15 protein-coding genes are annotated in these 15,258 nt (G+C 68.1%); 8 read left to right on the plus strand and 7 right to left on the minus strand.

The features are described 5' to 3' along the window. The first annotated feature begins 419 nt into the window (after positions 1-419). The 3 genes from ASC46_RS17235 to ASC46_RS17245 all read left to right on the plus strand — a co-directional run bounded on the left by ASC46_RS17235 (position 420) and on the right by ASC46_RS17245 (position 2,599). Positions 420-995 carry an NnrU family protein gene (locus ASC46_RS17235; protein WP_055460544.1) on the plus strand — a complete coding sequence of 192 codons (576 nt, stop codon included), beginning with the start codon at positions 420-422 and terminating at the stop codon, positions 993-995. A 19-nt stretch (positions 996-1,014) separates the two neighbouring features. Beyond that, positions 1,015-1,887, plus strand: coding sequence for a 3-methyl-2-oxobutanoate hydroxymethyltransferase (gene panB / locus ASC46_RS17240; protein ID WP_055460545.1), 873 nt, complete (start codon positions 1,015-1,017; stop codon positions 1,885-1,887). Between the two features lie 82 nt (positions 1,888-1,969). Continuing rightward, positions 1,970-2,599 carry a LysE family translocator gene (locus ASC46_RS17245; RefSeq protein ID WP_342585602.1) on the plus strand — a complete coding sequence of 210 codons (630 nt, stop codon included), beginning with the start codon at positions 1,970-1,972 and terminating at the stop codon, positions 2,597-2,599. 69 nt (positions 2,600-2,668) lie between these two features. Here ASC46_RS17245 and ASC46_RS17250 read toward each other — a convergent pair whose 3' ends face one another. After that, positions 2,669-3,106, minus strand: a complete 438-nt coding sequence (locus ASC46_RS17250; RefSeq protein ID WP_055460547.1) for an Lrp/AsnC family transcriptional regulator — start codon at positions 3,104-3,106, stop codon at positions 2,669-2,671. A 153-nt stretch (positions 3,107-3,259) separates the two neighbouring features. On the opposite strand from ASC46_RS17250, the gene ASC46_RS17255 reads away from it, so the two are divergent. The 3 genes from ASC46_RS17255 (at position 3,260) to der (ending at position 6,335) form a co-directional block, all read left to right on the plus strand. Further along, entirely contained in the window at positions 3,260-4,168 is a 909-nt protein-coding gene (locus tag ASC46_RS17255; RefSeq protein WP_055460548.1) for a DMT family transporter, read from the plus strand. Positions 4,169-4,291: 123 nt separating this feature from the next. Beyond that, positions 4,292-4,954, plus strand: coding sequence for a tetratricopeptide repeat protein (locus tag ASC46_RS17260; protein ID WP_055460549.1), 663 nt, complete (start codon positions 4,292-4,294; stop codon positions 4,952-4,954). A 19-nt stretch (positions 4,955-4,973) separates the two neighbouring features. Beyond that, positions 4,974-6,335 (plus strand): ribosome biogenesis GTPase Der, encoded by a 1,362-nt coding sequence (gene der, locus ASC46_RS17265; RefSeq protein ID WP_055460550.1) that lies wholly within the window; start codon positions 4,974-4,976, stop codon positions 6,333-6,335. Positions 6,336-6,375: 40 nt separating this feature from the next. On the opposite strand, the gene ASC46_RS17270 is transcribed toward der, so the two are convergent. Next, positions 6,376-7,116: an SDR family NAD(P)-dependent oxidoreductase gene (locus ASC46_RS17270; RefSeq protein WP_055460551.1), complete on the minus strand. Its 741-nt coding sequence runs from the start codon at positions 7,114-7,116 to the stop codon at positions 6,376-6,378. Between the two features lie 176 nt (positions 7,117-7,292). On the opposite strand from ASC46_RS17270, the gene ASC46_RS17275 reads away from it, so the two are divergent. Together ASC46_RS17275 and ASC46_RS17280 are read left to right on the plus strand one after the other, a co-directional pair. Continuing rightward, complete coding sequence (locus ASC46_RS17275; RefSeq protein ID WP_055460552.1) at positions 7,293-7,724, plus strand: hypothetical protein; 432 nt, start codon at positions 7,293-7,295, stop codon at positions 7,722-7,724. 159 nt (positions 7,725-7,883) lie between these two features. Beyond that, positions 7,884-8,492 carry a L,D-transpeptidase gene (locus tag ASC46_RS17280; protein WP_055460553.1) on the plus strand — a complete coding sequence of 203 codons (609 nt, stop codon included), beginning with the start codon at positions 7,884-7,886 and terminating at the stop codon, positions 8,490-8,492. 227 nt (positions 8,493-8,719) lie between these two features. On the opposite strand, the gene purF is transcribed toward ASC46_RS17280, so the two are convergent. The 5 genes from purF to ASC46_RS17305 form a co-directional block, all read right to left on the minus strand. After that, the gene (gene purF / locus ASC46_RS17285; protein WP_055460644.1) at positions 8,720-10,168 is read right to left on the minus strand and encodes an amidophosphoribosyltransferase; all 1,449 of its coding nucleotides are present in this window, start codon (positions 10,166-10,168) and stop codon (positions 8,720-8,722) included. A gap of 136 nt (positions 10,169-10,304) precedes the next feature. Next, positions 10,305-10,946, minus strand: a complete 642-nt coding sequence (locus ASC46_RS17290) for a CvpA family protein (protein ID WP_055460554.1) — start codon at positions 10,944-10,946, stop codon at positions 10,305-10,307. A gap of 102 nt (positions 10,947-11,048) precedes the next feature. Further along, positions 11,049-12,461 (minus strand): DNA repair protein RadA, encoded by a 1,413-nt coding sequence (gene radA / locus ASC46_RS17295; RefSeq protein ID WP_055460555.1) that lies wholly within the window; start codon positions 12,459-12,461, stop codon positions 11,049-11,051. Between the two features lie 3 nt (positions 12,462-12,464). Continuing rightward, positions 12,465-13,616 carry an alanine racemase gene (gene alr / locus ASC46_RS17300; RefSeq protein ID WP_082464890.1) on the minus strand — a complete coding sequence of 384 codons (1,152 nt, stop codon included), beginning with the start codon at positions 13,614-13,616 and terminating at the stop codon, positions 12,465-12,467. 39 nt (positions 13,617-13,655) lie between these two features. Next, positions 13,656-15,146: a replicative DNA helicase gene (locus tag ASC46_RS17305; RefSeq protein ID WP_055460556.1), complete on the minus strand. Its 1,491-nt coding sequence runs from the start codon at positions 15,144-15,146 to the stop codon at positions 13,656-13,658. Positions 15,147-15,258 lie beyond the last annotated feature (112 nt).

Genomic DNA, 15,258 nt, shown 5'->3' on the forward strand with positions numbered 1-15,258 from the left:
GCCGCCGCCGATGGGCATCCACCTGCCGCGGGCGTGCTCGCGGCAGGGCCGCTCGAAGGCCTCCGTTCGCCGCCCGACGATGTGCATGACGACCTCCTCCGTGGCGCCTGCAGACGATCCTGCGCGGCGTGACGACGCATTTGACGCACGAACAGCCCGTTCGTTGCGGACGTCGGCAGATCCGGAAAGTCCACAATCAATAGTTATGCATAATGCTATATACAACCATAGGTGATTAGAACCAGAAACGGTCCCGGCATGCAAGAGGGCATTGTGCCGGTGCCGCGCAGCGACCGCCGGCCCTGCTTGCGCGGGGCTGGTGCCGCGCGCGCGGTGGCGGCTCTGCATGGAATAAGCGCACTTGCATCACCCTGCGGCATGAAGCACTGTGCGGCCCTCGTTGCTGTCGAGACGCTGGCATGACTCTGCTGATCATCGGCCTTGCGATCTTTTTCGCTGCCCATGTCTTCACGATGTATCGCGGTCCCCGCGCTGTCGCTGTCGCGAGGCTGGGCGAGGGGGGCTACAAGACGCTCTATTCGCTGGTGTCCCTGATCGGTCTCGTGCTGATCGTCTGGGGCTTCGGGCGCTATCGGGCGGAGGGCTACATTCCCCTTTGGGACCCGCCACTGTGGGGGCGGCACCTGGCGCTGGCGTTGATGTGGCCCGTCTTCGTTCTGCTCGTCGCGGCCTATGCGCCCGGTGCGATCAAGCGCAAGGTCCGCCATCCCATGCTGGCGGCGGTGAAGATCTGGGCCTTCGCGCACCTTCTCGCCAACGGCGATCTCGGTTCCCTGCTCCTGTTCGGCTCTTTCCTCGTCTGGGCGGTGGTGGACCGCATCGCCGTGAAGCGGCGTCCCGGCAGCGATGCGGCCGTTCCGGTCGGCTCTCCCCGCAACGACGTGGTGGCGGTCGTCGCTGGTACTATCGTCTATGTTGCTTTTTTGTTCTGGCTGCATCCGCTATTGATCGGGGTACCGGTATTGCCGGCCTGAACGGGGAAAGGAATAAAGCATGTCGGTTGTGGGTGGCGTACGCCGGCTGACGGCGCCGGACATTCGCGCGCGCAAAGGCAGAGCGCCGGTCGTCGGGCTCACTGCCTACCATGCCCCCGGAGCGCGCCTTGCCGACGAGCATTGCGACTTCCTCCTGGTTGGCGATTCCCTCGGCATGGTCCTCTACGGCTACGACACGACCGTGCCCGTGACGCTCGACATGATGATCGCGCACGGTGCCGCCGTCGTGCGGGCTTCCCGCCATGCCCTCGTCGTCGTCGATCTCCCCTTCGGCTCCTACGAGGACGGCCCGCAGGCTGCCTTCCGGGCCGCCTCGCGTGTCATGAAGGAGACCGGCTGCGGTGCGGTGAAGCTGGAGGGCGGCTGCCACATGGCGGCGACCGTCGGCTATCTCGTGGAGCGCGGCATTCCCGTGATGGGACATGTCGGCCTGACGCCGCAGTCCATCAACAGCTTCGGCTCCTTCCGCCCGCGCGGGCGCGACGACGTGGAGAGCGAGGCGATCGCCGCCGATGCCGAAGCGGTCGTCTCCGCCGGCGCCTTCGCGCTGGTGGTGGAGGCCGTCCCGGTGCGTGTCGCGGCGGCCCTGACACGCGCCATGCCCGTGCCGACCATTGGCATCGGCGCCTCTGTCGTCTGCGATGGTCAGATCCTCGTTGCCGAGGACATGCTCGGTCTCATGCCGCGCGTGCCGAAGTTTGTCCGGCGCTATGCGGAGGTCGGGGCCATCGCTTCCGACGCCATCGCCCGCTATGCGCGCGACGTCCGCAACCGGGCCTTCCCCGGCGTCGAGAACACCTATGCTGAACCCGGCTTCGAGGCGCCGGACATCGCTCCTTCGGACGACGAGCCGAGCGCTGCAACGAAATAGCGATCCGCACGCGCATCCAAGACACGCCCGTACCCCACGGTCATCCTCGTACCGACTGGCGAAAGTGTGGGGAAAGCCGATGATGGCGCTGGCCTTGTCGTGGCTGGAGGACTGGCGTGCACTCGTGCCATTCGTGCTCGCGGCGGTTGTCGTCATGGGCAGTCCCGGCCCCTCGACGATCAGCCTCGCCGCGGTCGGCGCGGCCTTCGGATTCCGGAGGTCTCTCGGCTATGCCGCGGGCCTCGTGGCGGGCACGACGACGGTGCTCTTCGCCATCGCCCTCGGCATGGCCACGCTGCTGGGCGCCTTGCCCGGCGTTGTGCCAGTTCTCGCGGCGGCGGCCGGCCTCTATATCCTCTACCTTGCCTTCGACATCGCGACAGCGCCGCCGCTCGACCGCGGCGGCCGCGGTCGTGGCGAAGCAGCCGCGCCCTCCTTCATCGGCGGCTTCCTGCTGGCGCTCGCCAATCCCAAGGCCTGGCTCGCCATCACCGCCGTTTTCACCAGCACGAGCGTCGTGAGCGGCGCCGACTGGAAGGACGCAGCCATCAAGACGGCCGTCCTCGCGGCCATGATCGTCATTATCCATCTCGCCTGGTTGCTGGCGGGCACCGGTCTCTCCCGCCTCCTCCATGATCCGCTTGGGGCGCGGCTGACCAATGTCACGCTTGCCCTGCTGCTTGTCGCCTCCCTCATCGCGCCGCTACTGTGAGCGATGCTTCGGGGTGCGCCTTCAACCTTTCCGGCGCGATGTTCCAGGCAGGGGCGACGGAGGGTAAGCTCAGGCCAGCGGAGGCGGCCGCCGGCGGATCGGCTGCGACTTGACGATGGCGGTGCTCGTCTCGGCCTTGTCGGCGATGCGGTCGAGGATGCGGTCGAGTTCCTCGATGGAGCGCACGAAGAGACGGGCGATGAAGCAATCGTCGCCCGTCACCTTGTCGCATTCGCAGAAGGCCTCGGTCTCCTCGATGAGCTTCTGCACGACATGCAATCTACCCGGCATCGGGCGGATGCGGACGATCGCCTGCAACTGATAGCCGAGCGCCTGGGGGGCGATATCCACCGTATAGGCGCGCACCACGCCCCGTTCCTCCAGCCGCCGCAACCGCTCCGACACGCTCGGCGACGACAGGCCCACACGGGCTGCGAGCTCCTTGAGGGAGAGACGCGCATCCTCCACGAGGACGGCGAGGAGACGTCGGTCGATATCGTCCAGCATGGCGGCCTCATCGGCAGATTGAGCCTTCAGCCTTGCATAATTAGGAAGATTTGAAAACCTGCCTTCCAGAACGCATGGAATGCGCCCGGGCGCCGCATCATCATCGTCAGCGATGGCAATGGTACCGGCGGCAGCGGCCGCGGAGGACGGATCATGAGCGAGAGGTTGCGGGGCACGGCGGAGATGACGGCGGCGATGGTCATCTCCGGCACCATCGGCTGGTTCGTCGTCATGTCCGGCCGGCCTGTACTCGACGTGGTGTTCTGGCGCTGCGTCTTCGGCGCGGCGACGCTCCTCGTCGTCTGCGCGGCCATGGGCCTCCTGCGGGGAACATGGCCGCTTCGCATCCTCGGCCTTGCCGCGCTCGGGGGCGTCGCGATCGTTCTCAACTGGCTGCTGCTCTTCGCCGCCTATTCGCGGGCGTCCATCGGTGTCGCCACGGTGGTCTACAACACGCAGCCCTTCATGCTGGTGGGGCTCGGGGCGCTCCTTCTGCGCGAGCGGGTGACCGGCGCGCAGCTCGTCTGGCTCGCGCTCGCCTTCGCCGGCATGCTGCTGATCGTCGAGGGAAAACCCGCTGCGGCCACAGCCAGCGGCGATTATCTCGGCGGCATTCTCCTGGCGCTTGCCGCGGCCTTCTTCTATGCGCTCGCCGCCATCGTCGCGCGCAGGCTCGCCGGCACGCCGCCGCACCTCATCGCCCTCGTGCAGGTCTGCGTCGGCATCCTGATGCTGGCGCCCTTCGCCGATCTGGCGCATCCGCCGTCCGGCGCAAGGCAGTGGACGCTGCTCGCGACCGTCGGCATCGTGCATACTGGGCTCATGTACATCCTGCTCTACGGCGCTCTTCAGCGGCTGCCGACTCATCTCGCCGGGGCCCTGTCCTTCATCTATCCGATCGCCGCGGTGCTGGTCGATCTTCTGGTCTTCGGCCATCCCCTGCAGGGGCTGCAGATCGCCGGCGCCGTCGGCGTGCTTTTCGCCGCGGCGGCGATGAACCTCGGATGGTCGCTTCCCGGCCGTCCGCTCCGCCGGATCGCGCCGGCGCGAGCCTGCGATTGAACGCGCGGCGGCTCGCCGGCGCGCGCTCGTCCATGGCGCTCGCCTTTGGCCGGTGACTGTGCTAGGCGACCGGCTGGATGAAATTTGCCCGCGCCTCGCGCGGGCCAGCGGTCTACGGGCTCGATGGCTGATATCTTTCACGAGATCGAAGAGGAACTGCGGCGCGACAAGGCGCTCGCCTTCTGGAAGAAGCACGGCACCAAGGTCATCGTCCTGGCGGTCGTGTTCGTCGCGGCCATTGGCGGCTGGCGATTCTACCAGCACCAGCAGCGCAGCCAGGCGGAGGCGACCGGCGCCCGCTACGAGCAGGCGCTCGAGCTTCTCGGTGCGAACCGGGGCGACGAGGCCGCGGCGCTGCTGCGCGAGATCGAGAACGACGGGTCGACCGGCTACCGCCTCGTGGCGCGCCTGCGCCTGGCGGCGGAGACCGCACGCTCGGATCCGGCCCGGGGCGTCGAGGCCTACGAGGCGATCGCGGCCGACGCGACCGTGCCGGCCGGCCTGCGCGATCTCGCGCGCCTGCGCGCCGTCGTCGCGGGCTTCGACCAGATGGACGCCCCGACCGTGACGGCGAAGCTCGAGCCGCTCGCCACGCCTGCCGCCGTGTGGCGCCACAGCGCGCGCGAACTCCTCGGCCTCGCGGCGCTCAAGGCCGGCGACTACGAGGCGGCGGGCCGCTGGTTCGATCAGATTGCCGCCGACCGCGAGGCGCCGCCGGCCTTGCGCCAGCGCGTCAACATCTATCTCGAACTCGTGCGCAGCGGCCCCGTCGGCAAGGCCGGCTGAGTTCACGAGGTACGAAGCCATGGCTGGCACAGTCGCCATCGTCGGCCGGCCCAACGTCGGCAAGTCGACGTTGTTCAACCGCCTCGTCGGCAAGAAGCTCGCGCTGGTCGACGACCGGCCGGGCGTTACGCGCGACCGGCGCGAGGGCGAGGCACGGCTCGGCGACCTCACCTTCAACATCGTCGACACGGCCGGCCTTGAGGAGGCGGACGAGGCTTCCCTCGCCGGGCGCATGCGTGCGCAGACCGAAGCGGCGATCGCCGATGCCGACGTCATCCTCTTCGTCGTTGACGTGCGGGCCGGCTTGACACCGACCGACCGCGCCTTCGCCGACGTGGTGCGCCGCTCCGGCAAGCCCGTGGTGCTGCTCGCCAACAAGGCGGAGGGTGGCAAGGGAATCGAGGGCGCCTATGAGGCCTTCGGCCTCGGCCTCGGCGATCCCGTGCCGATCTCGGCCGAGCACGGCGAGGGCCTTGGCGAGCTCTACGACGCGCTCGAGGCCCTGCTGCCGCGCGAGCCGGAGGAGGATGAGGACGAGGTTGAGGAGGTTGAGGAGGCCGACCGGCCCGTCCGCGTCGCCATCGTCGGCCGCCCCAATGCCGGCAAGTCCACCCTCGTCAACCGCATGCTGGGCGAGGAGCGGCTGCTCACCGGCCCGGAAGCCGGCATCACGCGCGACACCATCTCGCTCGACTGGGACTGGCGCGGCCGGCGGGTGAAGCTGTTCGACACCGCCGGCATGCGCAAGCGCGCCCGCGTCGAGGACAAGCTCGAGAAGCTATCCGTGGCCGACGGCCTGCGCGCCGTGCGCTTCGCCGACGTCGTCGTCGTGCTGCTCGATGCGACCATCCCCTTCGAGAAGCAGGACCTCACCATCGTCGATCTCGTCGAGCGCGAGGGCAGGGCGCTCGTCATCGGCCTCAACAAGTGGGACCTCGTCGCCGACCGGCCGGGCCTGCTGAAGGAATTGAAGGAAGAGGCCTCGCGCCTGCTCGCCCAGGTCAAGGGCGTGCCGGTCGTGCCGCTGTCCGGCCTCGCTGGCGAGGGTATCGATGTGCTGATGAAGGCGGTCTTCGCGGCGCACGACGTGTGGAACCGCCGCGTATCGACCGCTCAGCTCAACCGCTGGCTCGGCGACATGCTGGCGAGCCACCCGCCGCCGGCGGTGGCCGGCCGGCGCATCAAGATCCGCTACATGACCCAGGTGAAGGCGCGCCCGCCGCACTTTGCCATCTTCGGCAACCAACTGCAGGAACTGCCGAGGTCCTACACGCGCTATCTTGTCAACGGCCTGCGCGAGGCCTTCGACCTGCCGGGCGTGCCGATCCGCCTCTCACTACGCACGGGCAAGAACCCGTACGAGAAGGGCAGTCGGCAATAGGCAATCGGCAGTCGGATCAACGACTGCCTAATGCCTCGCCTTAGGCAGGCATCTGCGGCTTCAGCAGCCGATCCTCGCGAAAATCGTAGATGAGCCCGCTCTCCTGCCACTCCGGCAGCACCAGCTTGACGAGGTGCGGCGCGAAATCCTCCGGCGTGCGCAGGGTCTGCGGGTCCTCGCCCGGCATGGCCGCCCGGCGCATGGCCGTGCGCAGCGGGCCCGGATTGGCGAGCATTACCTTCACCGGCGTGCTGGCGGTTTCGGCCGCATAGGTCCGCGCCAGCATCTCGAGCGCCGCCTTCGAGACCGCATAGACGCCCCAATAGGCGGTGCCCTTGTGCGCCGCGCCGGAGGAGACGAACACCGCCCGGCCGGCATCGGAGGCACGCAGCAGCGGATCGAGCGAGCGGATGAGGCGCCAGTTGGCGGTGACGTTCACAGCCATCACGTCGTCCCACACCTTCGGCTCGATATGACCGAGTGGCGAGAGCGCGCCGAGCAGCCCGGCATTGGCGACGAGCACATCAAGCTTGCCCCAGCGCTCGTGGATGGCGGCGCCGAGCCGGTCGAGCGCATCGTAATCCTTGAGGTCGACCGGCACCAGAGTTGCCGAGCCGCCGAGGGCGCGGATCTCGTCGTCGAGGTCCTCGAGCGCACCGCTGGTACGGGCAAGGGCGATCACATGAGCGCCGGCGCGCGCCAGTTCGAGCGCGACGGCACGGCCGATGCCGCGCGAGGCGCCGGTGACGAGGGCGATGCGGTCGGCGAGGGGGCTGGACATGGACGATCCTGCAGTTGAGGCGCGAGTCTGATCTGGCCCGTCCCTAGCACCATTTGCGCCGCTGGGCGAGGCTGGGAACGCAGTTGTGGAGTTTGTGCAACACTGTTGCCTTCTCAGCTCGCCGGCCTGTGATTTGCCCAGTTTTGCCGCAATGCGGCAGCATCTGACCGGTGTACATGGCGGCAGGCGGAAACCGCAGCTTTGGCGGGGCAATCGTGCTGATATCAGCGAGCATCGATGGACGTGTCGGGTGGCGGCGCTTCGTGCGCGGCGCCGGTCTGGCGCTCGTTGTTGCCGTGGCAGTTGCCATGGTTGCCGGGCGGATGGCCCATGCACGCAATGCGGCCGAGCGCCTCGCCGTCACCTTCGCGGCGTCGAGCCTCAGCGAGCTTGCCGTCCTGTCGCTTGATGCGGCATCGGCCATCGACGGTCAGGCCGTGCCAGCCGGCGAGACCAAGACGCCTTGCCAGCCGGGCATCCTGCCGACAGCCGCGGTTGCGGTGCCGTTGCGAGGCTTTTCGGGGCTTGCTGCCTGCGAGCAGAGCCGCATGCCGCCGACGCACGAGATGCCGCCGCCGCTCGGCCCGCCGCGGCTTCTCGTCATCTGAACCATCTCCGTTTTCGTTCATGACGCCCCGAGGGCATCGCCCGCACGGCAGGATTAATCCGCCGGGCACGCGATGTCCCGGCGGTCGCGGCGGGTGCCTGGAGGCCAGCCTCGGGCCGTGCCGCTGCCGGCGGCGTCCGCCCCTCCCGAGGAAGAAGACATGTCCATGAATCGTCGCAATTTTCTCTCCATCGGTCTCAGCGCCGCCGCCTGTTCGCTCGCGGGCTTGCCGGCCGCGGCCATGACCGGCGTCGGGGCCTCCGCCCAGCAGGCGCCTGATAACCTTGCCGGCCCACCGCAGGATTTCGTCATCGACCCCATCTACATGCGCCAGATCGTGCCCTACGAGGGTCCCGGCCGCCCAGGCACGATCGTCGTGCGCACCAAGACGCGCTTCGTCTATCTCGTGCTGTCAAATGGTGAGGCGCTGCGCTACGGCTGCGGCATCGGCCGCGACGGCTTCTCCTGGTCGGGCGAGGCGACCGTGGCGCGCAAGGCCGTCTGGCCCGCCTGGTATCCGCCGCCCGAGATGCGCAAGCGCCAGCCGGAGCTGCCGGTGATGATGGCCGGCGGCATCAAGAACCCGCTCGGCGCCCGCGCACTCTACCTCTACCAGAATGGAGTCGACACACTCTACCGCATCCACGGCACGACCGAAGCCTGGACCATGGGCCAGGCGGTCTCCTCCGGCTGCGTGCGGCTGATGAACGACGATATCATCGACCTCCACCAGCGCGTGCCGACAGGAACACGGGTGATCGTGATCTGACCTGTAGTTGTGCGGTCGTCAGTTGCCTGAGACGCGGTCGGCTTGGAGCGTCCTGGCCGGGCTTGTCCCGGCCATCCACGCCCCGACGTTGCACAGGCCGGCGGGCGTGGATGCCCGCGACGAGCGCAGGCATGATGCAGAGAGGGCCGGCCTGAAGGTTTCAGGGCTGGCAAGAAAAAACCCGCCTTCTCACGAAGGCGGGTTTTTCATCGGAAGGACGCGGTGATTCAGCCCGCTTCGGCCAGCATCGAGAGCTGACGCGGCGCTTCACCGGAGATGTCGGTGAGCGGCGTCGGATAATCGCCGGTGAAGCAATGGTCGGTGAATTGCGGGCGCGCAGTGTCGCGGCCTTCGTAGCCGACGGCGCGGTAGATGCCGTCGACCGACAGGAAGGCGAGCGAGTCGGCACCGATATAAGCCCGCATTTCCTCCAGCGAATGGGTCGCTGCCAGCAGCTTGTCGCGCTCCGGCGTGTCGATGCCATAGTAGTCCGGATGGGCGATCGGCGGGCTCGCGATGCGGAAGTGCACCTCGGTCGCCCCGGCATCACGCATCATCTGCACGATCTTCACTGACGTGGTGCCACGCACGATGGAATCATCGACGAGCACGATGCGCCGGCCCGCCACCACGCCGCGGTTAGCCGAGTGCTTCATGCGCACACCGATCTCCCGCACCGACTGGGTCGGCTGGATGAAGGTGCGCCCGACGTAGTGGTTGCGGATGATGCCGAGCTCGTAGGGAATGTTGCAGGCCTGGGCATAACCGATGGCCGCCGGCACGCCAGAATCGGGCACCGGCACGACGACGTCGGCCGAGGCCGGCGCCTCGCGCGCCAGCTGTTCGCCCATGCGCTTGCGAACCTCGTAGACATTGCGCCCGTGCACGATGGAATCGGGCCGGGCGAAGTAGATGTACTCGAAGATGCAGGGGCGCATCGGCTGGTCCGGGAACGGCTTGATCGATTCGATGCCTTCTTCGGAGATGACGACGACCTCGCCGTTTTCGATGTCGCGCACGAATCTCGCGCCGATGATGTCGAGCGCGCAGGTTTCGGAGGCAAGGATGTAGCGCCCGTCGAGCTGCCCCAGCACCAGCGGTCGAATGCCGAGCGGGTCGCGGGCGCCGATGAGCTTCTTGTTGGTGAGCCCGACGAAGGAATAGGCTCCCTCTAGGCGCTGCAGCGCGTCGATGAACCGGTCGATGAAGCGTCCGCGGCGGCTGCGCGCGACGAGATGCAGGATAACTTCGGTGTCGCTGGTCGACTGGCAGATAGCGCCTTCCTGCACCAGCTGGCGGCGCAGGGTGAGCGCGTTGGTCAGATTGCCGTTATGTGCCACGGCGAAGCCGCCGCCGTGCAACTCGGCAAAGAGGGGCTGCACGTTGCGCAGCGCCGTCTCGCCCGTCGTCGCATAGCGCACGTGGCCGATGGCGGCCGCACCGGGCAGGCGGGCAATCACCGCCGCGTCGGAGAAGTTGTCGCCGACGAGACCGAGGCCCTTCTCCGCATGGAACTTGGCGCCGTCGTAGGAGACGATGCCGACCGCCTCCTGCCCGCGGTGCTGCAGTGCGTGCAGGCCGAGCGCAGTGACCGCCGCCGCGTCAGGATGTCCGAAAATGCCAAACACCCCGCACTCCTCGTGCAGGGTATCCCCGTCGAAGTCGCTGTCCATCATGTCGTCCACCGCATGCACGGTAGCCCGCCGACCATGGGATCATGGAAACGGGCGGTCACGCCTCATGTCGTGTCAAACCATTGTCGTTGCAATCCGCACTCGCGTCATGCCGCATGTGCGAAAAGCGCGGGTTGCCTCAGTTGTTTCCCCCCACGAGGGCGCGAATGCCCTGCCGGTCGCCCTGTTCGTAGCTGCCGGGCATCTGCTGGGTGCGCTGCTCCGGTACCGCTTCGGCCGGCGGTTCCCCGGTCTCGCCTTCGGGCTTCGGCCGCTTGAGACGTTGCAGGATGGCGGTTTCCGGATCATCCGGCAGAAGCGCCATCAGGCTGTTGCCGGTGGATTGCAGGATGCCGCGCGTTTTGGCGTCCCGCGCCCATTCCGGCTGCATCTCGGGTGTGACCAGCCAGTTGAAGAAGAGGAAGGCGACGGCGCAGATCAGGAAGCCGCGGGCCGCGCCGAAGATGAAACCTAGCGAACGGTCGAGCGCGCCGATACGCGAATCGAGCACCAGGTCCGACAGCTGCACCGTGATGAAGGACACGATGATCAGCGTGACGAGGAAAATGGCCGCGATGGCCACGACAAGCGCGATGGTCGGGTTCGAGATGTGCTGCTTCACGTAGGGCAGCAGCGCCGGATGCAGCATCAGCGCGGCAATCGCCGCAGCGGCCCAGGACGCGATGGCGAGGACCTCGCGCGTGAACCCGCGCACGGTCGCCAGCAGGGCCGAGATGACGACGATGCCAAGAACGATGAGATCGAGAAGCGGAACTGGCATGAGCGCGCGCCGTTGAGCCTTGTGTTCGTTATGCCCTCGGCTCCGGTGCCGCTGGCCACGTTGCTGCCTCAGCGCGCTGTATAGCCCGCCGATGGGCTTTCGTCACCTGTCATGAACGAGCCGGGCATCCCTTTGCCGCGGCCCGGCCGCGACGTTGGCGACGAGATCCGCGATATGGGCCGTGCCGGTGAGGGCGAGCGACGCATCGCCCGCCTCGCGGATGGCCGCGGGCGTCACGGCGCGGCGGAAGCCGAGCTTGGCCGCCTCCTTGAGGCGCTGGGCAGCCTGGGCGACCGGTCTGACCGCGCCGGAAAGACCGATCTCACCGAAGAAGACGACTTCGGGCGGTAGCGGCCGGCCGGCGAGGGAGGAGACGAGGGCTGCCGCCGCAGCGAGGTCGGCCGCCGGCTCCGTGATTTTCAGCCCGCCCGCAACGCTCAGATAGACGTCGTGCATACCGAGCCTGAGGCCGCCGTGTGCCTCGAGCACGGCCAGCACCATGGCGAGACGGTTCTGCTCCCATCCCACCACCGCCCGTCGCGGCGTGCCGAGTGAGGTCGGGGCGACGAGCGCCTGGAACTCGACGAGGAGGGGGCGCGTGCCCTCCATGCCGGCGAAGACCGCCGCGCCGGGCGCCGCATGGTCGCGGCCGGCGAGGAAGAGGGCGGAGGGGTTGGGCACTTCGGCAAGGCCGCTGCCCGTCATCTCGAAGACGCCGATCTCGTCAGTGGGCCCAAAGCGGTTCTTGACGGCGCGCAGGATGCGGAAATGGTGGCCGCTGTCGCCCTCGAAGGAGACCACCGCATCCACCATGTGCTCGACCACGCGCGGGCCGGCGATCTGCCCGTCCTTGGTGACGTGACCGACGAGGATGACGCAGGTGCCGGTGGTCTTGGCGAAGCGGATGAGGGTCTGCGCGCTGCCGCGCACCTGCGTGACGGTGCCGGGCGCCGCATCGACGAGGCCGCTCCACATGGTCTGGATCGAATCGATGACCACGAGCCGCGGCGCCGGCCCCTGCGACAAAGTGGCGACGATGTCCTCGACATTGGTCTGCGAGGCGAGCTCCACCGGTGCGTCGGTGAGGCCGAGGCGGTCAGCCCTGAGGCGCACCTGGCCGATGGCCTCTTCCCCCGAGATGTAGGCGATGCGGTGGCCGGCCCGTGCCAGCGCGGCGCAGGCCTGGATCAGCAGGGTCGACTTGCCGATGCCGGGGTCGCCGCCGATGAGGATGACCGAGCCCTCGACGAAGCCGCCGCCCGTCACGCGGTCGAGTTCGCCGATGCCGCTCGCCGCGCGCGGTGCCTGTGCTTCGCTGCCGGTGAGTCCCTCGAGCGGGAAGACGCGTCCCTTTGCCCGTCCGCCGAGCCGCGCGCCCGGCACGGGCATGGACGGGGCGCTCGCCGTCTCCTCGGCGAGGCTGTTCCACGCCCCACACGCATCGCACTTGCCCTGCCAGCGCGTATAGGAGGCGCCGCAGCTCTGGCAGATGAAGGAGGGCGCACGTCTGGCCATACGCTAGGACGCTGCCGGCAGGTAGCGACGGTAATACCGCTTGCCGAGGTCGGTCAGCATCTCGTAGCCGATGGTGCCGGCGCGCTTGCCGGCCTCGTCCACGGTGAGGCCGTTGCCGATGAGGGTGACCTTGTCGCCGCGCCGGACAGCGCCCTCGGGCACGGCGCTGACATCAAGCGTGATCAGATCCATCGAGATGCGCCCGGCGAAGGGGCAGCGCACGCCGGCCACGAGCGCCTCGCCGCCGCTCTTGAGATTGGTGCCGCTCGCCGTGCGCAGATAGCCGTCGGCATAGCCGACCGACAACGTCGCGATGCGCCGCCGGCCCTGTGCCGTCCAGTGGCCATTATAGCCCACCGTTTCGCCATCCGGCGCCCAGCGCAGCTGTATGATGCGCGCCTCGAGCTGAACCACCGGGCGCATCGGGTTGGCGCGTTCGGGGGTCGGGTTGCCGCCGTAGAGCGCGTAGCCTGGCCGCACGAGGTCGAAATGCGGCGCCTGCGGCAGGAAGATGCCGGAGGAATTGGACAGCGAGGCTGGCACGCCGGCAAAGCGCTCGCGCACATGCGTGAAGGCGGCGACCTGCCGGGCATTGATCGGATGCTCCGGCTCCTCGGCCGAGACGAGATGGCTCATGACGAGGCTCGGCGTGAAGGCGCCGAGAAGCTCGGCGTCTTCGGCGAGCTGCAGCGCGGCCTCGGCCCTGAGGCCGAGACGGTTCATGCCCGTGTCGACATGGATGGCCGCCGGCAGCCGGCCCGCACCCGCCCGGCAGAAGGCTGCCCATTCCTCGACTTCCTCCTGCGAGCCGAGCACCGGCCGCAGGTCATGCGCCGGGTAGGCGGCGGCGGTGCCGGGCAGGAGGCCGTTGAGCACATAGATCACGGCATCCGGCGCCGCCGCGCGCGTGCGCCGCGCCTCGACGAGATGGGCGACGAAGAAGGTGCGGCAACCGGCAGCGTAAAGCGCGGGGACCGCTTGGTCGATGCCGATGCCGTACGCGTCGGCCTTGACGACTGCCGCCGTCTCGGCTCCGCCCGCCTTGGCGGCCAGCATGCGCCAGTTGGCGACGAGGGCGCCGAGGTCGATGGTGAGGAGCCCGCCCGCCTCGTCTTCGCCGATGGCGGGGCGCGGCTCGTTCGGTTTGCTGGTCACGATGTCCGGAGCCTCATGTGGATCGGGCCTCAGGGCCGTTCAGAACTGCTCTGGCAGGCGGTCTTCCTGCGCGAGATTGCCGAAGCGCGTGACATCCGCCTGGAAGGACAGCTGCACGGTGCCAGTCGGGCCGTGGCGCTGCTTGCCGATGATGACCTCGGCCTTGCCATGGGCCTGGTCCATCTCGGCCTGCCACTTGAAATGTTCCTCGGTGCCGGGCTTCGGCTCCTTGTTCTTGAGGTAATATTCCTCGCGATACACGAAGAGCACGACGTCGGCATCCTGCTCGATCGAGCCCGATTCGCGCAGGTCCGACAACTGCGGCCGCTTGTCGTCCCGGTTCTCGACCTGACGCGACAGCTGCGACAGGGCGATGATGGGCACGTGCAACTCCTTGGCGAGCGCCTTCATGCCCGTCGTGATCTCGGTCAGCTCCTGCACGCGGTTGTCGCCCTTCTTGGACGAGCCGGAGAGCAGCTGCAGGTAGTCCACCACGAGGAGGTCCAGCCCCCGCTGACGCTTCAGGCGCCGTGCCCGCGCTGCGAGCTGGGCGATGGATAGACCGCCCGTCTGGTCGATGTAGAAGGGAATGGTCTGCATCTCCCGGGCGACATCGCTGATCCGGTAGAACTCCTCCTCGCGGATGTCGCCGCGACGGATCTTGTACGAGGGAATGCCGGATTGCTCGGCGATGATGCGGTTGGCCAGCTGCTCGGCCGACATTTCGAGCGAGAAGAAGCCGACGATGCCGCCGTCCACCGTCTTCACCGCGCCGTCCGGCTGCTTCTCGCCGCGGTAGGCCTTGGCGATGTTGAAGGCGACGTTGGTGGCGAGCGACGTCTTGCCCATGGCCGGGCGGCCGGCCAGGATGACAAGGTCCGACGGCTGCAGGCCGCCCATCATGCGATCGAGGTCGTGCAGGCCGGTGGCGAGCCCGGAGAGCTTGCCCTCGCGCTTGTAAGCCGCAGCGGCGACGTCGATGGCCGCGGTGAGCGCATCGGCGAAGCGCTGGAAGCCACCGTCGTAGCGGCCGGTTTCGGCAAGGCTGTAGAGCTTGCGTTCCGCGTCCTCTATCTGATCGCGGGGCGAGACGTCGACCGGCGCATCATAGGCGACATTGACCATATCCTCGCCGATGCTGATGAGCTCGCGGCGGATGGCGAGGTCGTGGATCGTGCGGCCGTAGTCCTCGGCGTTGATGATGGTTGTCGCCTCGGCGGCGAGCCGCGCGAGATATTGCGATACGGTAAGGCCGCCGAGGTCGTGGTCGCCAAGGAAGGTCTTCAGCGTGATGGGGGTCGCGATCTTGCCTGCCTTGATGAGGCTCGATGTCACCTCGTAGATGCGCCGGTGCACCTCCTCGTGGAAATGGGCGGGCTCGAGAAAGTCCGAGACGCGAAAGAACGCTTCGTTGTTCACGAGAATCGCGCCGAGCAGCGCCTGCTCGGCGTCGATATTGTGCGGCGCAAGACGGTAGCGGGGCTCATCGGGGCCGTCGAGCCGCGCTGCGAGTGAATTCACGGTTGCCATCGGTCTTCGGTCATCGAGTCGCTGGACGATCAGACTAACACGTCGCCGCGTCCGTCGAAGCGGCGCGGGCGGGCGGCGGCGAAAACGCGGTGCACAGTCCAGCAAAGCGGGG

Source organism: Chelatococcus sambhunathii (assembly GCF_001418005.1).
Lineage (GTDB): Bacteria > Pseudomonadota > Alphaproteobacteria > Rhizobiales > Beijerinckiaceae > Chelatococcus_A > Chelatococcus_A sambhunathii.